Genomic DNA, 20,217 nt, shown 5'->3' on the forward strand with positions numbered 1-20,217 from the left:
TTATGCGCCCCATCCGGCTTGCTGGCCGCCTGCGCGGTCCTCGTTGATCTTCTTCTGGTATCCGCTGGCCTTGTACGCGGCCATCGGGTCGGCGGGCAGGCCGCGGGATTCGCGCCACTCGGCCAGGACCGGGCGGACGTCGGTGTAGAAGGCATCGTTGAAGATGCCGTTGGCGGCCAGGACATCCCCGGCACGCTGGGCTTCGGAGAGTGCGGCGGTGTCCACGAGCAGGGCGCGGGCGGTCATTTCCTGGACGTTGAGGACCGAGCGGATCTGGCCCGGGATCTTCTCTTCGAGGTTGTGGCATTGATCCAACATCAGCGCGACACCGGAGTCCTTGCCGAAGCCGCCGCCGCGGATGACCTCGTGCATGATGCGGAACAGCTGGAACGGATCAGCTGCGCCAACAATCAGGTCGTCATCGGCGTAGAAGCGGGAGTTGAAGTCGAAGGATCCCAGCTTGCCCAGACGCAGGAGCTGCATCACGATGAACTCGATGTTGGTGCCCGGGGCGTGGTGGCCGGTGTCGAGGCAGACGAAGGCCTTCTCCCCGAGAGCAAGGGTCTGAGCGTAGGAGGTTCCCCAGTCCGGAACATCGGTGTGATAGAAAGCGGGCTCGAAGAACTTGTACTCCAAGACCAGGCGCTGCTCGTCACCGAGGCCCGCGTAGATCTCCTGGAGGGACTCGGCAAGGCGGTCCTGGCGGCCTCGGATATCGTCTTGGCCCGGGTAGTTGGTGCCATCCGCCAGCCAGATCTTCAGGTCCTGGGACCCGGTGGCATGCATGATCTCGATGCACTCCAGGTGGTGATCGATGGCCCGGCGACGCACTGACTCGTTGGACGAGGTCAGGGAGCCGAACTTGTACTCGTCATCCTGGAACGTGTTGGAGTTGATGGTGCCCAGCCCCACGCCCAAACCTGCAGCGTACTCACGCAGCGCTGCGTAGTCATCAACCTTGTCCCAAGGAATGTGCAGCGCCACAGTAGGAGCGAGCCCCGTGAGTTCGTGAACCTTGGCGGCGTCGGCGATCTTTTCCTGAACGGTGCGCGGAGTACCCGGGGTGCCGAAGACCTTGAACCGGGTCCCGGAATTTCCATAGGCCCAGGACGGCACTTCAATGGCCAGTTCCCCTAGACGGCCCAGGGCCGATTCTGTGGTGTTCATGCTTGTTCCTTTTGGTATTCGTGGGCGGCGTGCTTATTGATGTGTGTGGGGTCGGCGGCATCTGTGACGCCTGCTGCGGCGAGCTGATCCTCAAGGTTGAAAACTTCCTCGACGATTTCGAAGCCCTGGTCTGGAGGGAGGTCACTGTTGGCGAACAAGGTTGCCATCTCGGCCTGCCAGCGGGCGTTAACCTCAGTGATTGCCATGCGGGCCTGCGCTTCCGCGTAGTCTTCGCATTCCAGGTAGCCGATCAGCTGGCCATCGGGGGCGAGGAACAGGGAGTAGTTGTTCCACCCTGCGTTTTTCAGTGCGGACAGCATCTCCGGCCATACGACGGCGTGGCGCTGCTTGTACTCGGCCATCAGTTCCGGCTGGACTGAAGAGCGGAAACAAACCCTCATGTGCGGATCTCCAGGGTTACTCGTCTTTGAATCGTTTCATTTGTTACGATTCAAATTACCCTCGTAAACGGGAGGGTGTCAAGGCGTTTCCAACACATTGACGTCAGCCAGCGGAGATCGGAAAGCATGTCCCAGACAGCCAGCATCAAAGACGTTGCCACTCACGCCCAGGTAGCAGTGGGAACTGTTTCCAATGTGCTGAACTATCCGGACAGGGTTTCGCAGAGGACCAAGGAACGCGTCCTGAAATCCATCGCTGAGCTCGGCTTCGTCCGCAACGACGCCGCCCGTCAGCTCCGCGCCGGCCAAAGCCGCACCATTGGCCTGATCGTGCTGGACGTTGGAAACCCCTTCTTCTCCTCCGTGGCTCGCGCGGCGGAAGATGCGGCGGCGGCCCTGGGCAGCGTGGTGCTGGTGGGGGACAGTGGGCAGGACTCCTCCCGCGAAGCCCACTACATGGACCTTTTCCAGGAGCAGCGCGTACAGGGTCTCTTGATTTCTCCGGTGGGCGACGTTTCGGGACGCATTGATACGCTCCGCGAACGCGGCGTGCCCACGGTTCTGGTTGACGAACTCGCGGACACCGATCGCTGCAGCTCAGTCTCCGTGGACGACCAAGAAGGTGGCTATTTGGCCGCCAAGCACCTGCTGGACACGGGCCGCCGTCGGCTGGCTTTTGTTGGCACCCCCACCATCCGTCAGGTGGCCAGCCGACTCAAGGGCGCGCAGCGTGCCGTGGGCGAGGTGACCGGTGCCAGCATTGAGGTGCTCGACTCCGCCGGGCAGACAGTCCTCGCCGGGCGGCAGGTGGGAAACAAGCTGGTGGAGCGCTCGCCGGAAAAGCGTCCCGAAGCCGTGTTCTGCTCCAACGACCTCCTGGCGCTCGGCGTCATGCAATCGCTGACCATGCTGCGGACCGTCCGGATTCCGGAGGACATCGCGCTCATTGGCTATGACGACATCGATTTCGCCATTTCTGCGGTGGTCCCTCTGTCTTCCATCCGCCAGCCCACTGAGGCGCTGGGCCGGACCGCGATCGAGCTGCTCGCGGAGGAGCAGGATAGCGGCGGAACCAAGCACAGGTCCGTAGTGTTCACCCCCGAGCTTGTGGTCCGCCAAAGCACAGCCGGCGCTTAAAATCGGCCGCGGCGAACCCAACTAGGTAGCAGATCAGGCCGTTCTGAGCGTTCAGAACGGCCTGATCTGCTACCTACTTGGGTCAATTACAGCGCGTAGATGCTCCACGCGGCCGTGCGCTCGGCCCCGGGTTCCAGGCGGATCAGGTCTGTTCCACTGTTGAAGGCATCCGGCGGGCAGGTCATGGGCTCCACGGCCAGGCCGATCCTGCCCGGAATCGGTGCCGGCTTGTCAGCCGTATGGATCTGCAGCCACTGGCAGCTTTCGTCCCAGGACATCCCGACGCCGGACCCTCCGACGCCGGTGCCCGCCGGGTCCCGTACGGAAAGCCGCGCCAGCCCGTCGTCGAACGTTATTCCTGTGAAGGCGTGGTCGATCTCGGTGCTGCCGATGGCGCGCGGGGAACGGAAGTCGTAGGCGTGCCCGTCCACGCCCGCAATACCAACGGGCAGCAACCTGTCGGGCGTGACCTCAAGGAACGAGTCAGCAGCGAACTCAAGGATCCACTCGTCCAAGGCCGAAGATCCTGCCACGAGGTACGGGTGCGGGCAGACCCCATAGGGCGCCGCGATGCTGCCGGCGTTCCGGGCCGTGACCGACGTGTGAAGCCCGGCGTCGTCCAGCACAAACCGGGCCGAGAGCTCCAGCACGAACGGGTACCCCGCCGGGGGCCCCACGGTGCAGGTCAATGTGAGTGACCCGGCGTCGGCTTCTTTCGAAGTCCAATCGAGCGGGAAGGCCAGTCCGTGCAGGGCAGTGCGCCGCTCAGGTTCGTTGACAGGCAACTGGTGATCGACGCCGTCGAACGTGTATTTGCCGTCCGCGATCCTGTTGGGCCACGGCGCAGCAATGATGCCGCGGTAATCCGGGATCGGACCGCCCTCCGGAAACGGGACAACCAGGTCCCTGCCCTGGAACTGCAGAACGCGCAGCGCGGCCGCGCGGGCGGTCACAACTGCTGTGTAACCGCCCGCGCTCAGCGTGAATTCAGTGCTCACAGGCCGCCGGCCAGCTTGTAGTACGCGGCGTTCCAGTTGAGTTCCTTCTTGAACTGTTTGATGGTGGTGTCCTCGTCGATGGTGAGAAGCTCGGTCTTGGCGATTTCGGCGAAGTCCTCGAACACCTCCAGACCCACCTGCGTGGACAATACCGTGTGGTGCGCGGCGCCGGCAGTGAGCCACGCGGCGGCGGATGTGGCGAAGTTGGGCTTCGGTTCCCAGAGCGCGCGGGCCACGGGCAAGTTGGGCAGCGGCTGGTCGAGGTCGACGACGTCCACCACGTTCGCCACCAAGCGGAACCGGTCGCGCATATCGGACAGTGCGACGACGATTCCCGGCCCGGCGTCGGTATCGAACACCATGCGGACGGGGTCTTCCTTGCCGCCGATTCCCAGCGGGTGGATCTCCACACGCGGTTTCTTGGCGGTCAGCGATGGGCAGACCTCCAACATGTGGGCACCCAGGATTTTCTCGCTGCCTGGCTCCAAGTGATAGGTGTAGTCCTCCATCAGCGAGGCACCGCCGGGCAGATCCCCGCCCATGACTTTCGCCGCGCGGACCAGAATGGCGGTTTTCCAGTCGCCCTCCGCGCCGAAGCCGTAACCGTCGGCCATGAGGCGCTGGACTGCCATGCCAGGGAGTTGGCGCAGTTCGCCGAGGTCCTCGAAGGAGGTGGTGAAGGCCGCGGAACCGTTGGCCTCCAGGAAGCTGCGCAGTCCCAGCTCGATCTTGGCGCTGTACCGCAGCGACTCGTGGCGGGTACCGCCGGCCTTCAGCTCGTCAGCCACTTCGTAAAGGTGCTCGTATTCGGCAACCAAGGCGTCGACGTCGGACTCGTTGGCACCGTGGACCGCTTCGGCGAGCTCGTTGACGGACCACGTGTTCACCGAGACGCCGAAGCGCAGCTCGGCTTCGGTCTTGTCACCTTCGGTGACGGCGACGTTGCGCATGTTGTCGCCGAAGCGGGTGAGCTTCAGCGTACGGACGGCGGCCCAACCGGCCGAGGCACGCTGCCATGCGCCAACTTGGCGGGCGACCTCGGGATTGCTGACATGCCCGACGACGGTCTTCCGCGGCACGCCGAGGCGCGACTGGATGTACCCGAATTCACGGTCACCGTGGGCCGCCTGGTTGAGGTTCATGAAGTCGAAGTCGATGTCAGCCCAAGGAAGGTCCCGGTTGGCTTGGGTGTGCAGGTGCAGCAGTGGCTTGCGGAGCAGGTCCAGGCCCTGGATCCACATCTTTGCGGGGCTGAAGGTGTGCATCCATGCGGTCACGCCGATCACTGCGTCATCGGCATTGGCTTCCAGTGCGGTGCGGCGGATGGCATCAGAATCGGTGAGGACCGGCTTCCACACAAGCTTCACCGGTACGTCGCTGCTGGCGTTCAGGGCGTTGGCAATCTCCTGCGACTGCGCTGCAACCTGCTTGAGGACGTCCTCGCCATACAGGTGCTGGCTGCCCGTGAGGAACCAGACCTCGAACTGTTCGAGGGACGTGTTGTTGGCGGATGATGTGGTGGCGCTGGGCATTTTCATGGCTCCTGGGTGTGGTCCGGGTTTGGGCGCTGGCGGCTGCCGGCTGAGGCGGGTTAGCGGCCGTAGACGTTCTGGTATCGGTGGTAGAGCGACTCGATCTTGGCTGGGTCGATGGGCAGCGGTTCGCCGAGTTGGCGGGAGATGTGGACCGTCCTGGCCACTTCCTCGCACATCACGGCGGCTTTGACTGCGCTGCGGGCGTCCTTGCCGATGGTGAAAGGCCCATGGTTCTGCATGAGCACCGCGGGGGAGTTGGAGTTCTTGAGGGTCTCCACAATGCCCTGGCCGATGGAGTCGTCGCCTATGAGCGCGAACGGTCCCACGGGAATGGATCCGCCGAATTCGTCGCCCATCATGGTCAGTACGCAGGGGATTTCCTCACCGCGTGCTGCCCAGGCCGTGGCATAGGTGGAATGCGTGTGCACCACGCCGCCCACCTCTGGCATGTGCCGGTACACGTAGGCATGTGCGGCGGTATCAGAGGACGGGGAGAGGTCCGGGTTGCCCCAATCCACGGTTCCCGCGCTGCCGGTGTTCATTCCCCGCACAGGTGTGCCATAAAGATCGGTGACCACCATGAGCTCCGGTGTGAGCTCGTCGTAGGAAACGCCGGAGGGTTTGATAACCATGAGATCGTGCCCGGGGATGCGACCCGAGACGTTGCCCGCGGTCCAGACCACCAGTTCGTAGCGGGTCAGCTCGGCGTGGAGTCCGCAGACTTCCTTGCGGACCCGGGAGATGGTTTCCAGCAGGGCGCTCATGCGGAGGCTCCTTCCAGGGCGGTGGCCTGGGGCTGTGAACCCTGAATCGCGGCGCGCTGGATGGCCTTGAGGCGGTGCATAACGTTATTGGTGCCGCGGCCAAAGTAGTCGTGCAAGGTCCGGTATTCCTGGAAGAGGACCTCGTAGGCGGCCACGTTTTCCGGGATCGGCGTGTAGACAGCGCCCGGAGCTGAGGCCATGGCGGCGGCGGCTTCACGGATGTCCTTGTACTTCCCGGCAGCCACTGCAGCATGGATGGCCGAGCCGAGGGCGGGGCCCTGTTCGGATCCGATGGTGGAAAGCTGCAGGCCGGTGATGTCGGCGTACACCTGCATCAGGAACTTGTTCTTCAGCAGCCCGCCGGCCACGATGAATTCCTTGACCGGGACGCCGGAATCGCGGAAGGCATCCACGATGGTGCGGGTGCCGAACGCTGTGGCTTCAAGCAATGCCCGGTAGGTGTCCTCGGGTTTGGTGGCCAGCGTTTGGCCCACCACGGTGCCGGAGAGTTCGTGGTCCACCAGCACGGAGCGGTTGCCCGAGTGCCAGTCCAACGCGATGAGGCCGTGCTCGCCAATGGCCTGCTTCTCCGCGAGTTCGGTGAGGTATTCGTGGATGCCCAGGCCTTTATCCTTGGCGGCCTGGTGGTATTCGGGTGGGACGCCGTTCTTGGTGAACCAGCCGAAGATGTCGCCCACTCCTGACTGGCCTGCTTCGTATCCCCACAGCCCGTCCACGATTCCGCCGTCCACCACACCGCACATGCCCGGGACTTCACGCAGGACATCGCCGTTCATGACGTGGCACGTGGACGTGCCCATGATCGCGACGAGCTGTCCGGGCTGGACCGCGTTCGCGGCCGGGGCGGTGACGTGGGCGTCCACGTTGCCCACAGCCACGGCGATCCCTGCCGGAAGCCCGGTCCACGCTGCTGCTTCTTCGGTCAGATAGCCCGCGGCATCTCCCAGACGGCCGATGGTGTGTTCAAGCTTTGCGGACACAAAGTCCTTGTAGTCCGGGTTGAGTGCAGCCAGGAAGTCCTCGGACGGGTAGTTGCCGTCCTGGTAGATGCCCTTGTACCCAGCGGTGCAGGCGTTGCGGACGTACCTGCCGCAGAGCTGCCAGACGATCCAGTCGGCGGCCTCAACCCAATGATCCATTGCGCCGTAGACTTCAGGGTCTTCCTCGAGGAGCTGCAGGCCCTTGGCGAACTCCCATTCTGAGGAAATCAGTCCACCGTAGCGCGGGAGCCAGGACTCGCCGCGTTCTTCTGCGAGTTGGTTGATGCGGACAGCCTGCGGCTGGGCCGCGTGGTGACGCCAGAGTTTCACGAACGCGTGCGGCCGGGTAGCGAAGCGTTCCAGTTCGTTCAGCGGCGTGCCGTCCGCCGTCGTCGGAACCATGGTGCACGCGGTGAAGTCGGTGGCGATGCCCACCACGTTGGCCGGGTTGATACCGGCGTCAGCGACGGCGGCCGGTACAGCATTGCGCAGGACGTCGCGGTAGTCGTTGGGGACCTGGAGCGCCCAGTCGGCCGGGAGTCGATGGCTGCTGCCGGGGACTTTGTCTGTCACCACAGCGTGCGGGTACTCGAACACGCCGCTGCCGAGTTCGGCGCCGTCGGATACGCGCACAACGACGGCGCGGCCGGACAACGTGCCGTAGTCCACGCCGATGACGAACAGTTCGTCGAGCGGGAGATTTTCTGGGGTATTCATGGGGTCTCCATCCGGCTGGCCAAGGCCTCATTGCCGGGGGTCGGGGTGGAAAGTAAAGAATGTCTGATGCAATTGTTAGCGCTCACAACTTTGATGTCAAGAGTTAGTCGTTTGGGAGCGAGGCTCATGACGCGGGTTCGTAGCGGGCGCACCCAAGTAGGTAGCAGATCAGGGCGTTCTCAGCGCTGAGAACGACGTGATCTGCTACTTACCTGGGGGTGGGTGCTTAGTTTGCTGCGGGGGCCGTGGTGGAGCGGATGACCAGGCGGGGTGTGACGGTGGCGGCTGAGACCGTGTTGCCGTTTTCGAGGCGATCCAACAGCAAGCCGATGCAGCGCTGGCCGAGCTCCTCAAAGTCCTGCGCCACCGTGGTCAGCGGGGGAATGAAGTATGCCGACTCTGGCTGGTCGTCAAAACCCACCACGCTGACGTCGCCGGGGACCTGAACCCCTGTTTCATGGAACGCGCGGAGGACGCCAAGGGCCATCTGGTCATTAGCCACGAAGAGAGCGGTCACGGAACGGTCAGCCGCAATCTTCAGGCCTTCCCTATAACCACATTCGGCGCTCCAGTCGCCCTCGATCAGTGTGGCTGGCTCCAGGCCGGCCTGAGTCAGTGCATCCTGCCAGCCCTCGATACGGGCTGCTGCATCAATCCAATCGGACGGCCCGGACAAGTGGCCGATCTGAGTGTGGCCGAGGTCCAAAAGGTGCTGGACCGCAAGCCGTGCCCCCTGCTTCTGATCGACCGTGGCGCCGCTGAGATGTTCGTCGCCCACTGACCCCACAGCCACCAGCGGAACCTGAGCGGTGACATCGCGGAGGACGTCGAACGTACCCGGGTGGGGAACAGTGACCACAATGCCATCTACGCCTTGGTCCATGAAGTGGGCAATAGCGTCCTTGATGGTCTCCGGGGTGACTTCCCGCAAACCGGCGACGCTCACAAAATAGCCCGCGTCCCGGGCAGCTTGCTGCACACCAAGGAGGGTGTGAGACGGCCCGTACTGTGCCATTTCGCTGCCGAGCACGCCAATGGTCTGGGAACGCCGCGTCACCAGGCTGCGAGCAGCCGTGTTTCGTCGGTAGCCAAGCTCGGTGATTGCCTGTTCCACGCGCTCGCGGGTCTTGGAACTCACGTTGGGGTGGTTGTTCAGGACGCGCGACACGGTTTGGTGCGAGACGCCTGCCACGCGGGCCACATCCTCCATGACAGGAGGTCGCTGATGTGCAGATTGTTCAATGCTCACCCTGTCACGATAGAGCACCGGTGTGGGATCAGCCTTTCGCGACCCCCGCGGCGTAAAGCCGGTAGCGGGCCAGGAACCCGGGAACCCCGGAAGCACTCTGCGGTGTGAACTCCCGCCCTTCAAGCTTCCAGCCCGGGAGCTGACCGGTGAGAACGCCTGCGGCCTGCCTGGCAGCGCCATCGGCCACGTACTCGCCGGGCCTTGGGACGAAGACAGGCAAGCCGAACGTTGAGGCTGCAATCTGTTGGACCGCGTCTGATTGCGCTCCGCCGCCAACCAGAATGATGCGCTGGGCAAAGACACTCTGCGCCTGCAGAGCAGCCAGCCCGTCAGCCAAGGAGCACAGCACGCCCTCGATGGCTGCCCGGGCCAAGTTGGCGGGAGTGTAATTGGAAACCGTGATGCCGTGGAGCGATCCCGTGGCATCGGGCAGATTGGGTGTCCGCTCCCCTTCGAAGTACGGGACGAGGGTCAGCCCCTCCGCGCCTTCGGGGGCGGACAGGGCCAGATCGCCCAGTTCTGCGAGGGTTACACCGAGCAGTGCAGCTGTCGCGTCGAAGATCCGGGTCGCATTGAGCGTGCAGGCCAGCGGAAGGTAGTTGCCGGTCGCGTCCGCGAAGCCTGCCACGAGTCCGCTGGCATCCTGAGCGGGAACATCTGATACCGCGAACACCGTCCCCGATGTTCCGATCGAAATAACAACGTCCCCGACGGCGGCGCTGACGCCCAGCCCTGCTGCGGCGTTGTCTCCCGCACCCGGGCCGATCAACGCGCCCGTGGGAGTCTTGCCCGCCGCTTCCAAAGGCCCCACGACGATTGGCAGCAACGGGACGTGGCCCAGCGTGCGTTCCAGGACCTCGGGCAAGTACTCTCCGGTGGTTGCCGAAAAGTAGCCTGTGCCGGAGGCATCGGAACGGTCGGTGCGGAGGAGTTCCAACGATGTCGGGCCGGTTCCGGGTCCGTGACCCGCCAAACGCCAAGACAGCCAATCGTGCGGAAGGCACACCGCAGCCGTACGTTGGGCATTGGCGGGTTCGTTCCGTGCGAGCCAGCGAAGCTTGGTGGCGGTCAGGGATGCTACCGGAACTGTGCCTGTGGTGGAGGCCCAATATGAGGCCCCGGCAGCGGCATCGCCACCGCCGGCTTCAAGGATTAACTCCTCCGCGTCGGGCGCCGAACGGGTGTCGTTCCACAGCAGGGCCGGCCGGACGACGTTGCCGGATTCGTCCAAGCACACCATGCCGTGCTGCTGTCCACCGATGGAGACGGCATCGACGTCGTCAAGGCCGCCTGCCTGGGTGATCGCGTCCTGCAGGGCTGTCCACCAGTGATCCGGGTGGACTTCGGTGCCGTCAGGGTGGGAGGCCCTGCCTTGGCGCACCAAGGCACCGGTGACGGAGTCCCGGATGATCACTTTGCAGGACTGGGTTGAGCTATCGATCCCGGCTACGAGAGGCATGCGTTAATCCTTTTGGGGTCCGCAGCCAGGCCGTTCCGTGAGTGAATTCCGGAACGACCTGGCGGCGGGTTATCAGTGTGGTGGGCTGATTTAGCGGGCGCCGAGCAGGTGCTCGATGGCCAGCTGGTTGAGGCGGACGAAAGCGAACGAGCGTTCGGCGGCCTGATCGGCGTCGAACGTTTCGAAGGCGCTGGCGTCAGCGAGCAGGTCCGCCGTGGTTTCGCCGGCGTTCAACGTCGGCTCGCCCAGCTCGAACACGCCCGACGTAGCAAGTGCCTCCTGAACGTCCGGATCTGCGCGGAAGGCCAGAGCGCGTTCCTTCAGCAAGAGGTACATGGACATGTTGGACTTGGCCGATTCCCACACGCCGTCGTAGCCGTCGGTACGTGAGGGCTTGTAGTCGAAGTGGCGGGGGCCGTCGTACTTTGGTCCGCCGTTGGGGAAGCCGTTCTCCAGCAGGTCAACCGTGAAGAAGGCGCTGGTGAGGTCGCCGTGGCCGAAAACGAGGTCTTGGTCGTACTTGATGCCGCGCTGGCCGTTGAGGTCAATGTGGAAGAGCTTGCCCGCCCACAGGGCCTGGGCGATGCCGTGGGTGAAGTTCAGCCCGGCCATCTGTTCGTGGCCGGTCTCCGGGTTGAGGCCCACGATGTCGCCATGTTCGAGCTGCGCGATGAACGCCAGGCCGTGGCCGACAGTGGGGAGGAAGATGTCGCCGCGGGGTTCGTTCGGCTTGGGCTCCAGTGCGATGCGGAGGCCGTAGCCCTTTTCCTTGATGTACCCGGCTGCGGTGTCCACGCCTTCCTTCATGCGGTCCAGCGCTGCGGAGAGGTCCTTGGAGCCGTCGTATTCGCTGCCTTCACGGCCGCCCCACATCACGAAGGTCTCTGCGCCAAGCTCTGCGGCGAGGTCAATGTTCCGAAGGATTTTGCTGAGGGCAAAGCGGCGGATGGAGCGATCGTTCGACGTGAAGCCGCCGTCCTTAAACACCGGGTGGCTGAAGAGGTTGGTGGTCACCATGGGTGTCTTCAGCCCGGTCTCTGCCAAGGCTCCCTTGAAGTTCTTCAGGATGAGGTCGCGCTCGGAGGCCGTGGCGTCAAAGGGAATCAGATCATTGTCGTGGAAAGTGATGCCGTAGGCGCCCAGCTCGCTGAGTTTGTGCACGGCTTCCACAGGGTCCAGTGCCGGGCGGGTGGCTACGCCGAAGGGATCAGCGCCGGTCCAGCCGACGGTCCAGAGACCAAAGGTGAAGCGGTCCTGCGGGGTGGGCTGCGGGGTCATATTTGCTCCTTTGCAAAGCACTGGGGAAGAACTTGAAGAAGTGCGTTCCAATTAGTTTTCAATCTGAACTATATGGGGGATAATGGATCATGGTCAATGGAAGCTGGAAAAAAGTTCTTCGAATCTGCAGGGAGGTCCCACGCCAGTGAATGAAGCAGCCGCGCCTGGGCGGGTAGGGGACGTCCGCCGTCGAAATCTTTCGCTCGTCTTGGACTCCATCGCCCGAACCGGGGACGCCAAACCCAGCCGCGCACAGCTCGCGGCCGGTACCGGACTCACTAAAGCCGCCGTATCCAGTCTTGTTGCCGACCTCGTGGAATCCGGGCTGGTTTCCGAGGTGGGTCTCTATCGTGACGGCGAGCGGGGTCGGCCGGGGCAGGGGCTCGAACTCAGCTCGCGCCGCGGCGTGGTGGGAATGGAGATCAACGTTGACTACCTGGCTGTTGGGCTGGTGGACCTTGGCGGAAACCTCCGGTTCCACTCAACGGTGGAGTCGCGGAACCGCGGTCTGGCTCCGGCCAAGGTTATGGAACGCCTTGGCCTCTTGACGGCTGAGGTGAAGGCCGAGGCCGCCGCCGCCAATATCGCCATCCTGGGTGGTGGCCTCGCGGTCCCGGGGCTGGTGGATGAGCAGCGCAACCTTGTCCTTTCCGCGCCTAACCTGCACTGGGAGCAAGAGGAGCTGAATCCCCGGGCCCTGCTGGAGGGTGCCCCGCTGGGTGTCCGACTCTCCAACGAGGCCAATAGTGCTGCTCTCGGTGAGCTTTGGTATGGCACTGGACAGCCGGACTTCCTCTATGTTTCTGGGGAAGTCGGTGTGGGCGGGGGCGTCATTATCGGCTCCGAGCTTTATACCGGACCTGGCGGTACTGCGGGCGAACTTGGCCACATTGTGGTCCACCCGGATGGGCCGGGCTGCTCCTGCGGCGGCACGGGATGCCTGGAAACGTTCGCTGGACAGGAAGCCATTTTCGAGGCTGCTGGAACTCCGCAAGGATCGCTGGGCGAGCGCACGGAACTGCTTCTAGCGGCCTTGGCTGCTCAGGAGCCGCGGGCCACTCAGGCAGTTCATGACGCCGGGAGGTACTTGGGCGTTGCGCTCGCCTCTTCTGCCCGCTTGATGGACATTGAGGTTGTAGTCCTCGGTGGGCACTTCGCCGTGCTTGCGGAGTGGCTCAGGCCGGCGCTGCTCACAAGTTTGGAGCGATACGCGCCAGGCCTGCTGGATCCGGGCAATCTCACGGTTTCCACCCTTGAGCACTCCGGAACGCTCCTCGGCGCTGCCGGCCAAGTGATCCGGTCCGTGATTGAGTCGCCATTTGAGTTCCTGCTGGCGAGCAAACTGGCCTGAATGTGTGGAAGGCTACCGTTTGGCGGCCTCCACGCGTTCCTCGCGCTGTTTTTTCTGTTGCTCGCGCATGGTCTGTTCACCCTTGAGCGTTGTGGCTTCCACCCACTGAAGGACCCCTCCGGAGTTGTCCGCTCGGAAAACCTGACCGTACCGGATACGGCTGAAGATGTCCGGCATGCGGTTGCTCAGATAAGCAATGGCGACTCTGCCCATGGCCCAGGCTGCCAGCCAGCCATTCGCAATGCCAACCACTACGGCGGCCGCAGTGAGTCCCGCGGAGGGATCCAGCGCGGTCAAGGTGATCATGGCGCTGGTGGGTAAGGTGCCTGCAAAAATGGCGAGTATGACCAGCCACACATGAATGCTGATGTTTCCATTGGCGTCGTTGGGGCCCACCCGTCGTCGGGGATCAACACCTGGGGAAACACCCGTAGCTGACATGAGGATGGCCGCACCGCAGGCCGCGCCGAATGTGGCCGGAAGCGCCGCCAGCAGGAATGGGATGGCCCACCACTGCCGGCTCAGCAGCACGAAGAGAACCGAGATAAACAGGGCTTGCGGGAGGAACACCAGCAGGGTGGCCCATTGCCTGCCGCGGACGTCAGCGCGGATGGATGTGGCATCCTGGCCAACGATGTTCTGCCATACGGCCGTTCCGTCTTGGCCGTAGAGGTTGCAGGCGCTGAGTCCAAGCATGGCCGCGACAATGAGTCCGGCGAAGCCTGAGACTCCGGCGTAAGTTCCGCTGGCCAACGCGAATCCTCCAATCGCGATTCCGGTCCACACCGCAGTCCTAAGCTCCAACGCGCGCCACGGGTCGCGCCACCATTGCCGGACTTCCTTGGAAATGACCGCCCCCATCTGGGTGGCGGGCAGAATCCCACCGCCGGCCACGAAGCCCCGGGACCTGGCCTTGCCGCGCGGGCGGTGCGAGGGAACGTCGGTTCGAGGAGTGAGGAGGGCAATCGTTGCTGCGATCAGGATGGCGTCCAAGGCTGCGAGCGCGCCCAGTAGCAGGACGCCGCCCGTCCAGTCCCCGGCGGCGGCCTGCTCCATGGCCAGAATTGGCCATGAGGTTGGGGATGCGTTGAGCACGGCGTTGACGGTGGTGTCCTCTATGCCACGGGACAGGAGGGCCGGAACGGTCTGAATGGCAACCTGGGCCACCATCCAGCCCGTAAACATCACGGCGAACATGAGCCCGAATTGGATGGCAGCGATCTCGACACCCAGTTTGGAACGCATGGCGGCGCCGAGTAGCCCGTAGACAAGACGGGAGAGCGTGACGGCGAAGATCCATGTGAGCGGAGCGCCGGCGACGGCCAGGATCACCGTGGCTGGCGACAACAGCCACGCGTGGACGGCAGAGCTGAGGAAGGCCAGGAGGACGAAGGCGGAGGCGATGCTAACGAAGACGCTCAGCAGGAGGCCTCGGCCCAGCCGCCTGCGCTCGATCGGAAGCAGGGCGAAGTAGTCGGGCCTCAGCAAACCGGTCCCGCTCATGAGGACGGGGCCCAGCGCGGCTCCCAAACCCCACCCGGCAAAGGCGAGCGCCAAGACCGTCGACCGGACGTTGGGGCCGGCCGCGAAGAGTGCTGCAGCCCAGGTGGCGAGGACCAGGACGGCCCCGCTGATCCACCCCGCCATGCGGAGGCCCTTGGATGAGTTCCTTAACAGGGTGAACTTCAGGGCAATCAGGTTCCGATCCATGACAAGTCCTCTCCGGTGAGTTCCGTGGAACCCACCAAGTCAACGAAGCGCTCCTCCAACGTTTGCCCGGAGCGGACATCTTCAAGCGTTCCGTCGGCTACCACCTTGCCCCGGACGATGATGGCGACCCGGTCGCAGAGTTCCTCCACCAGACTCATGACGTGACTGGAGATGATGACGGAACCGCCCGTGGAGGTGAACCTGCGCAGGATGCTGGTCAACACCCGCCCGGACACCGGGTCAACGGCTTCGTATGGTTCGTCGAGTACCAGGACGGAGGGAGCGTGCAAGAGTGCCGTGGCCAAGCCGATTTTCTTGCGCATGCCCGTGGAGTATTCACCAACAAGGGTCCCGATGCTCTCAGCTTCTTCGAGTTCCAGAATCCGAAGCAGTTCAGCACTGCGGGCGGCCGTGGACGCTGCGTTGAGACCTCGGAATCGCCCCCAGTACGTGAGCAGCTCCCCTCCGGTGAGCCGCTCGGGAAGCGCCAGGCCGTCGGGTAGAACACCGAAATGCTTCTTAGCTTCAACTGGATGTTCCCAGACGTCGACACCTTGCACTAATGCCCTGCCGCTGCTGGGACGCAGAAGGCCCACGGCCATGGACAGTGCTGTTGTCTTCCCTGCCCCGTTTGGACCCACCAGCCCGTAGAAGGAGCCGTGGGGAACCCGCAGGGAAATGTTGTCCACCGCCGTCTTGCCGGAGAATTCCCGGAAAAGGCCGTCCATTTCGAAAGCGAAGGATGAGTCGTTGGATGTGGGAAGGGGTGCGCTCATGCACTTACTCTCCGGCAACGGGACGCGCAGTGCATCGTCCACCTGACCACTTGGCCCGGTCAGGCGGCTAGTCTTTGCGGCTGGTACGCGGGGATGCTTGGAGTGACCCTCCCGGCTCCGTATTCTCGAGGTATGGCAGATGCGGAGCGAGGTCTGTGGTGGGCTTTAAACCCCTTCGTGGCCACACGGAGCCCAGGGCAGTGGGTCAGCGACTCGGTGGTGTTTGGTGTGTCGCTCTTGCTGTGGCACTACTACGGGTTTGATATTGCGGGCTATTTCGCGGCCCTTCCCGCCTGGTACTGGCCAATTGACCGTGTATTGGGTCTTCTTGCTTGCTTGTCGCTGTGGTGGCTTCGCCGCTACCCCATGGCTATTGCCTGTTTCCTGATTCTTCCCGGTTCCATTGCGGTGACCGGAGGGTTCGCTGTGTTGGCGGGAATTTACCGTGCAGCCTCGTTGGCTAATCCGAGGGCGATGATCCCTGTGACCATTGCCCACATCATTCTGGCCCTTCCCTACCACTGGTACTTTCCTCTACCAGGCATGAGCTGGCTGGTGTGGGCCATTGTCATTCCGGTGGTCTACCTTCTCCCGTTGAGTTTCGGGCTCCTGTCGAGATCCCGCATGCAGGTGATCGAAGGCCTTAAGCAGGTGGCGGCGAACGACAGGGAGCGCTATGAAGCGGAGCTAGCCAGCGCGCGTCGCGGCGAGCGGGAAAAGATCGCGCGTGAAATGCACGATGTCCTGGCCCACCGCATCTCACTGCTTTCGGTGCATGCCGGTGCACTTGAATTCAGGACCTTGCCCCCGCCGGCGGATGCGGTGCCGCGGCTTTCGGAGGCGGAGATTCACCAGGCTGCGGCCATCATTCGCAGCAATGCCACCATTGCAGTGGAGGAATTGAGGGAGGTCTTGTCCGTGCTTCGTGACGACGCGGAATCGCCTCTGCAAACCCGGGGGAGGCCGCAGCCCAGGCTCAGCGATGTGCCTGCGTTGGTGCAGGAGGCGCGGAGTGCCGGTCAACACGTGGACATGGACTTTGATGAGTCTTTGACTGCCAGCCTGCGTGACACCCTCCAACGCACCATTTACCGGATTGCGCAGGAAGGGCTGACCAACGCGAGGAAGCACGCCCAGCATGCGAGGGTTTCTGTTCTCATCCGTGGGATAGACGGCACCGTTGAAGTTTCCATCTCCAATCCGGTTCCCTTGGGCTTGACGGAAACTGATCTTGCCGTGACAGGCAAAGGGCTGATCGGATTGAGGGAACGGGTCCGGATTGACGGCGGCGTCTTGGAGCACGGTATCTCGCAGGGCAGGTTCACCCTTGTGGGTCGCTTGCCGTCAGGAGCGTCATGACGGGAACCACTCGCGTGCTGATTGTCGACGACGACCCCATCGTCTGCTCTGGCCTGCGCCTGATGCTTGGAGGGGCGGCAGACCTTGTAGTGGTGGGGGAAGCCTCGGATGGTGACCAAGTGATCGCGGCGGTGACCGAGTTGGAACCGGACGTTGTGTTGATGGACATCCGTATGCCACGTGTTGATGGGCTGGCGGCTCTCCGACTGTTGCAGGGGCAGCGCCTTTTCCGGGGGATCCCTGTGATCATGCTGACCACGTTCCGGGCGGACGCCGACGTTCTGGAGGCCCTGCGTTCCGGAGCTTCCGGCTTCCTTTTGAAGCACACCCCGCCTGCTGAGATCGTGGATGCGGTCCGCAAAGCGGCGCAAGGGGACCCCGCAGTATCTCCGGCAGTTTTGCGTCAGCTGATCGATCACGTGATCGAGCCCCCTAGTTTTGGAACCGAGGGCGGGAACCTTGCCCGGTTGTCGGACAAAGAACGCGAGGTTGCCTTCGCAGTTGCCGAAGGGCTTAACAACACGGAGATAGCTCAGCGGCTGTACATGTCCTTGGGAACCGTGAAGTCCCACATTTCCAGTTCGCTGTCCAAACTCGGCGTGGAGAACAGGATCCAGTTGGCCATCATGGCACACGATGAGCGAAACAGCTTCTAGTGAATTGGGGCGCAATCAGACCCTGCGCAGCACCATCAGGGCTTCCATACCGTCAAGGTAACGTTCTAAAGCGAAGCTGAGCTCGTCTCCGGCTTGCTCCATGACGGCCAGCTCGGGATCGCTGAACAGGCCCAATACTTCGCGATGTGTCCCAGGGTCCAAGAGTGTGAAGAGCAAGCCCACGTAGGCCTCGAAGGCAGCGGGGGAATCGTTGTCAGCCACGTCGAGTTCCATCCTCGTGCTGGAGCGAACCAGGTTGGCCAGCATGAGGGCGGAATTGAGTTTTTCCGACGCCGTGAGCGGCGTTGGCGCGAGCGCCCGCAGGAGTTGCTCCAGCCAGAGAAGCTCGTGGGGCGAGGCCGGAGGGCCTGTCACCGGGTGGTCGAGTATCCACGGATGTTGCCGGTACCTCTGCTCAATGGCTTTGGCCCAGTTGCGGGTGGCCACTCGCCAGTCGGGCTCACCGCCGGGTGCGGTGGGCCCCGGGGTGCCGTCAAGATCCGGTTCGCCGAATGCTGCGTCCACCATGAGGACCAAGAGCTCCTCCTTGGAGCGCAGGTGGCGGTAGAGGGACATGGAAGTGAAGCCCAGTTCCTTGCCCAACCGGGCCATGGAAACGGCGGCCAGCCCCTCCTTGTCGGCGAGCCGGATGGCAGCGTCCACAATCCGGCCTGCGCTTAGCTCTGCTTTTGAGCCCCTGGTGGATGGACGCTCCAGCCCCCACGCGATGGCGATGCCCGGCGGCAAGTCCACGGGGTTCGGTTCGTCCTGCGGCATGGCTTCCTTCCCTCGCAGCCAGCCTAACTGTTTCGGGTATACACAGCGAACTGCTTCTGCTATAAACAGTTTATGGCATAAACAAATAATTGGGGGGGCATCATGACTGGATCAGCAATCGATATTTCGGATCTCCGCAAGAGTTACGGCGGCAAGACCGCCTTGGCTGGCATCGATTTGAGCGTCCCCCAGGGCAGCGTTTTCGCCCTGCTGGGTCCCAACGGGGCGGGGAAATCGACGCTGGTGGCCATCCTTACCACGCTTCTGCGCGCCGATGGGGGGACTGCCGCCGTAGGAGGGTTCGACGTCGTACGCCAGGGCGCTGCGGTTCGGAACCTTCTCAGCGTCACCAGTCAGGCCTCGGCCGTGGATGAGTTCCTCACCGGCCGGGAAAACCTGACCATGATTGGCCGCTTACACCTTTTGGCAGGCGCGAGGGCTACCAGCCGGGCTGATGAGTTGCTGCGGGAATTTGATCTTCAAGAGGCGGCGGGCCGCAAGGTGTCCACGTATTCCGGAGGCATGGTTCGGCGCTTGGATCTTGCCATGAGCCTGGTGCGGCGTCCGGAAGTGCTCTTCTTGGACGAGCCCACAACGGGGTTGGATCCGCGGAGCAGGCTGGCGGTATGGAACGCTGTGCGCGGCCTGTCACGGCAAGGAGTCACCGTGTTCTTGACCACCCAGTACCTGGAAGAGGCTGATCGGCTGGCGGATTCCATAGCGGTGCTCAACGATGGGCGCATCATGGCTCGGGGAACCGCAGAGGAGTTGAAGCGATTGGTCCCCGCCGGCCATGTGGAATTCGGGTTCCAGGACCCGCTGGACTTCGGCAAGGCCCTCGCGCTCGTCCGAAGCGAGGAGGGTGCGGGTTTGAACGTGACGCACGACGACGATCTGCTCACCATCCGTGTGGCAACGGCTGACACCGCGGCCGTTGTCACCTCGGTTATTGCCAGCCTGAGTGCTGCGGGATGCACGGTTGGCAGCATCTCCATCATCAAACCCACCCTGGATGATGTCTTCCTGGCACTGACAACCAAGAAGGAGGCGAAGCGATGACCTCGGTTTTTCTCTACGCCGCAAACACTGGAACCATGGTCAAACGGGAACTTTTCCGGACCATCAGGACCGTGGATTCCCTTGTGATCTCACTGATGGTGCCCGTGGGCATCCTGTTTGCCTTCGTCTGGGTTTTCGGCGGAGCCATCCAATCCGGTGGCGGGTACGTGAATTACGTGATGCCGGGGCTCCTGTTGATGTGTGCGGCCTTCGGTTCGTCTCAAACTGCCGTCAGCGTGGCCCAGGACATCAAAGCCGGCGTGGTGGACCGGTTCCGGACCATGCCCATTGCCGGCTCTACAGTCTTGGCTGGCCACGTGGTGGCCAGTACTCTGCGGAACCTGGCCACCAGTGCGGTTCTGATGGTTTGTGCCCTTGTTCTGGGGTTTCGGCCGCAGGCATCCTTCGGGGGTGTCCTCGCGGCGGTTGCGCTGCTTCTGGCCTTCATTCTCGCTTTCACCTGGTTATCCACGTTGGCAGGCCTGCTCCTCAGTCCGGAAGCGGCCAGTGGCCTTACCAGCATCACTATCTTCCTGCCGTATGTCAGCAGTGCGTTCGTGAGACCGGAAACCATGCCGTCATGGTTGCAGGGTTTTGCCGAGCATCAGCCGTTTACGCCGGTCACGGAGGCGTTGCGGACGTTCCTTATGGGCGGCGATGCTGCCGCCTCGGGGTGGCTTGCTGCGGCTTGGTGCCTGGGGCTGGGAATGGCAGGCTGGGTGGGCGCCTCGATAATCTTCCGAGGTCGCAGGCGATAAATCGGTGCGGGACTTCCGAAGCATTCATCAGTATGCTTACTATTGATGGGTTAGCTGTTCGCGAA

General features: G+C 63.2%; 18 protein-coding genes. 6 read left to right on the forward strand and 12 right to left on the reverse strand.

Features of this window, described 5'->3' with window-relative positions; all coding sequences use genetic code 11:
* Window positions 1-1,167: an L-rhamnose isomerase gene (gene rhaI, locus ACIQH5_RS15255; RefSeq protein WP_280624094.1), complete on the reverse strand. Its 1,167-nt coding sequence runs from the start codon at window positions 1,165-1,167 to the stop codon at window positions 1-3.
* Window positions 1,164-1,568, reverse strand: coding sequence for an L-rhamnose mutarotase (locus ACIQH5_RS15260; RefSeq protein ID WP_400404808.1), 405 nt, complete (start codon window positions 1,566-1,568; stop codon window positions 1,164-1,166). Before ACIQH5_RS15260 ends, rhaI begins: the two co-directional genes overlap by 4 nt.
* A gap of 126 nt (window positions 1,569-1,694) precedes the next feature.
* Between ACIQH5_RS15260 and ACIQH5_RS15265 the strand changes: the two genes are divergently transcribed.
* Window positions 1,695-2,705, forward strand: coding sequence for a LacI family DNA-binding transcriptional regulator (locus tag ACIQH5_RS15265; protein WP_400404811.1), 1,011 nt, complete (start codon window positions 1,695-1,697; stop codon window positions 2,703-2,705).
* An 86-nt stretch (window positions 2,706-2,791) separates the two neighbouring features.
* Here ACIQH5_RS15265 and ACIQH5_RS15270 read toward each other — a convergent pair whose 3' ends face one another.
* The 7 genes from ACIQH5_RS15270 to xylA all read right to left on the reverse strand — a co-directional run bounded on the left by ACIQH5_RS15270 (window position 2,792) and on the right by xylA (window position 11,706).
* Complete coding sequence (locus ACIQH5_RS15270; protein ID WP_400404814.1) at window positions 2,792-3,703, reverse strand: aldose 1-epimerase family protein; 912 nt, start codon at window positions 3,701-3,703, stop codon at window positions 2,792-2,794.
* Complete coding sequence (araA, locus tag ACIQH5_RS15275; RefSeq protein WP_400405064.1) at window positions 3,700-5,235, reverse strand: L-arabinose isomerase; 1,536 nt, start codon at window positions 5,233-5,235, stop codon at window positions 3,700-3,702. Before araA ends, ACIQH5_RS15270 begins: the two co-directional genes overlap by 4 nt.
* Before the next feature lie 59 nt (window positions 5,236-5,294).
* Window positions 5,295-6,002, reverse strand: coding sequence for an L-ribulose-5-phosphate 4-epimerase (locus ACIQH5_RS15280; RefSeq protein WP_400404816.1), 708 nt, complete (start codon window positions 6,000-6,002; stop codon window positions 5,295-5,297).
* Complete coding sequence (gene araB / locus ACIQH5_RS15285; protein WP_400404818.1) at window positions 5,999-7,720, reverse strand: ribulokinase; 1,722 nt, start codon at window positions 7,718-7,720, stop codon at window positions 5,999-6,001. Before araB ends, ACIQH5_RS15280 begins: the two co-directional genes overlap by 4 nt.
* A gap of 226 nt (window positions 7,721-7,946) precedes the next feature.
* Window positions 7,947-8,930 (reverse strand): LacI family DNA-binding transcriptional regulator, encoded by a 984-nt coding sequence (locus tag ACIQH5_RS15290; protein WP_400405065.1) that lies wholly within the window; start codon window positions 8,928-8,930, stop codon window positions 7,947-7,949.
* Window positions 8,931-8,997: 67 nt separating this feature from the next.
* Window positions 8,998-10,428 (reverse strand): xylulokinase, encoded by a 1,431-nt coding sequence (locus ACIQH5_RS15295; RefSeq protein WP_400404821.1) that lies wholly within the window; start codon window positions 10,426-10,428, stop codon window positions 8,998-9,000.
* A 90-nt stretch (window positions 10,429-10,518) separates the two neighbouring features.
* Complete coding sequence (gene xylA, locus ACIQH5_RS15300) at window positions 10,519-11,706, reverse strand: xylose isomerase (RefSeq protein ID WP_400404824.1); 1,188 nt, start codon at window positions 11,704-11,706, stop codon at window positions 10,519-10,521.
* 82 nt (window positions 11,707-11,788) lie between these two features.
* Here xylA and ACIQH5_RS15305 point away from each other — a divergent pair, with 82 nt between their 5' ends.
* On the forward strand, window positions 11,789-13,057 hold the full coding sequence (locus tag ACIQH5_RS15305; protein WP_400404827.1) for an ROK family protein: 1,269 nt from the start codon (window positions 11,789-11,791) through the stop codon (window positions 13,055-13,057).
* A gap of 12 nt (window positions 13,058-13,069) precedes the next feature.
* On the opposite strand, the gene ACIQH5_RS15310 is transcribed toward ACIQH5_RS15305, so the two are convergent.
* On the reverse strand, window positions 13,070-14,767 hold the full coding sequence (locus ACIQH5_RS15310) for a hypothetical protein (RefSeq protein WP_400404830.1): 1,698 nt from the start codon (window positions 14,765-14,767) through the stop codon (window positions 13,070-13,072).
* Window positions 14,752-15,543: an ABC transporter ATP-binding protein gene (locus ACIQH5_RS15315; protein ID WP_400404833.1), complete on the reverse strand. Its 792-nt coding sequence runs from the start codon at window positions 15,541-15,543 to the stop codon at window positions 14,752-14,754. Before ACIQH5_RS15315 ends, ACIQH5_RS15310 begins: the two co-directional genes overlap by 16 nt.
* A gap of 132 nt (window positions 15,544-15,675) precedes the next feature.
* Here ACIQH5_RS15315 and ACIQH5_RS15320 point away from each other — a divergent pair, with 132 nt between their 5' ends.
* Window positions 15,676-16,902 (forward strand): sensor histidine kinase, encoded by a 1,227-nt coding sequence (locus ACIQH5_RS15320; protein ID WP_400404836.1) that lies wholly within the window; start codon window positions 15,676-15,678, stop codon window positions 16,900-16,902.
* Entirely contained in the window at window positions 16,899-17,558 is a 660-nt protein-coding gene (locus ACIQH5_RS15325) for a response regulator (protein ID WP_400404838.1), read from the forward strand. The genes ACIQH5_RS15320 and ACIQH5_RS15325 overlap by 4 nt, the downstream gene beginning before the upstream one ends.
* A 15-nt stretch (window positions 17,559-17,573) precedes the next feature.
* On the opposite strand, the gene ACIQH5_RS15330 is transcribed toward ACIQH5_RS15325, so the two are convergent.
* On the reverse strand, window positions 17,574-18,335 hold the full coding sequence (locus tag ACIQH5_RS15330) for a TetR/AcrR family transcriptional regulator (protein WP_400404840.1): 762 nt from the start codon (window positions 18,333-18,335) through the stop codon (window positions 17,574-17,576).
* Between the two features lie 102 nt (window positions 18,336-18,437).
* On the opposite strand from ACIQH5_RS15330, the gene ACIQH5_RS15335 reads away from it, so the two are divergent.
* The gene (locus ACIQH5_RS15335) at window positions 18,438-19,394 is read left to right on the forward strand and encodes an ATP-binding cassette domain-containing protein (RefSeq protein ID WP_400404842.1); all 957 of its coding nucleotides are present in this window, start codon (window positions 18,438-18,440) and stop codon (window positions 19,392-19,394) included.
* Window positions 19,391-20,152, forward strand: coding sequence for an ABC transporter permease (locus ACIQH5_RS15340; RefSeq protein ID WP_400404844.1), 762 nt, complete (start codon window positions 19,391-19,393; stop codon window positions 20,150-20,152). The genes ACIQH5_RS15335 and ACIQH5_RS15340 overlap by 4 nt, the downstream gene beginning before the upstream one ends.
* The last annotated feature ends 65 nt before the right edge of the window (window positions 20,153-20,217 follow it).

This window comes from Paenarthrobacter sp. NPDC091711, from assembly GCF_044756605.1.
GTDB lineage: Bacteria > Actinomycetota > Actinomycetes > Actinomycetales > Micrococcaceae > Arthrobacter.

Excerpts from the sequence above, each read along its gene's own strand:
- rhaI (WP_280624094.1), bottom strand. The coding sequence starts at position 1,167 with ATGAACACCACAGAATCGGCCCTGGGCCGTCTAGGGGAACTGGCCATT.
- ACIQH5_RS15260 (WP_400404808.1), bottom strand. The coding sequence starts at position 1,568 with ATGAGGGTTTGTTTCCGCTCTTCAGTCCAGCCGGAACTGATGGCCGAG.
- ACIQH5_RS15265 (WP_400404811.1), top strand. The coding sequence starts at position 1,695 with ATGTCCCAGACAGCCAGCATCAAAGACGTTGCCACTCACGCCCAGGTA.
- araA (WP_400405064.1), bottom strand. The coding sequence starts at position 5,235 with ATGCCCAGCGCCACCACATCATCCGCCAACAACACGTCCCTCGAACAG.
- ACIQH5_RS15280 (WP_400404816.1), bottom strand. The coding sequence starts at position 6,002 with ATGAGCGCCCTGCTGGAAACCATCTCCCGGGTCCGCAAGGAAGTCTGC.
- araB (WP_400404818.1), bottom strand. The coding sequence starts at position 7,720 with ATGAATACCCCAGAAAATCTCCCGCTCGACGAACTGTTCGTCATCGGC.
- ACIQH5_RS15290 (WP_400405065.1), bottom strand. The coding sequence starts at position 8,930 with ATGGAGGATGTGGCCCGCGTGGCAGGCGTCTCGCACCAAACCGTGTCG.
- ACIQH5_RS15295 (WP_400404821.1), bottom strand. The coding sequence starts at position 10,428 with ATGCCTCTCGTAGCCGGGATCGATAGCTCAACCCAGTCCTGCAAAGTG.
- xylA (WP_400404824.1), bottom strand. The coding sequence starts at position 11,706 with ATGACCCCGCAGCCCACCCCGCAGGACCGCTTCACCTTTGGTCTCTGG.
- ACIQH5_RS15305 (WP_400404827.1), top strand. The coding sequence starts at position 11,789 with ATGGATCATGGTCAATGGAAGCTGGAAAAAAGTTCTTCGAATCTGCAG.
- ACIQH5_RS15310 (WP_400404830.1), bottom strand. The coding sequence starts at position 14,767 with ATGGATCGGAACCTGATTGCCCTGAAGTTCACCCTGTTAAGGAACTCA.
- ACIQH5_RS15315 (WP_400404833.1), bottom strand. The coding sequence starts at position 15,543 with ATGAGCGCACCCCTTCCCACATCCAACGACTCATCCTTCGCTTTCGAA.
- ACIQH5_RS15320 (WP_400404836.1), top strand. The coding sequence starts at position 15,676 with ATGGCAGATGCGGAGCGAGGTCTGTGGTGGGCTTTAAACCCCTTCGTG.
- ACIQH5_RS15325 (WP_400404838.1), top strand. The coding sequence starts at position 16,899 with ATGACGGGAACCACTCGCGTGCTGATTGTCGACGACGACCCCATCGTC.
- ACIQH5_RS15330 (WP_400404840.1), bottom strand. The coding sequence starts at position 18,335 with ATGCCGCAGGACGAACCGAACCCCGTGGACTTGCCGCCGGGCATCGCC.
- ACIQH5_RS15335 (WP_400404842.1), top strand. The coding sequence starts at position 18,438 with ATGACTGGATCAGCAATCGATATTTCGGATCTCCGCAAGAGTTACGGC.
- ACIQH5_RS15340 (WP_400404844.1), top strand. The coding sequence starts at position 19,391 with ATGACCTCGGTTTTTCTCTACGCCGCAAACACTGGAACCATGGTCAAA.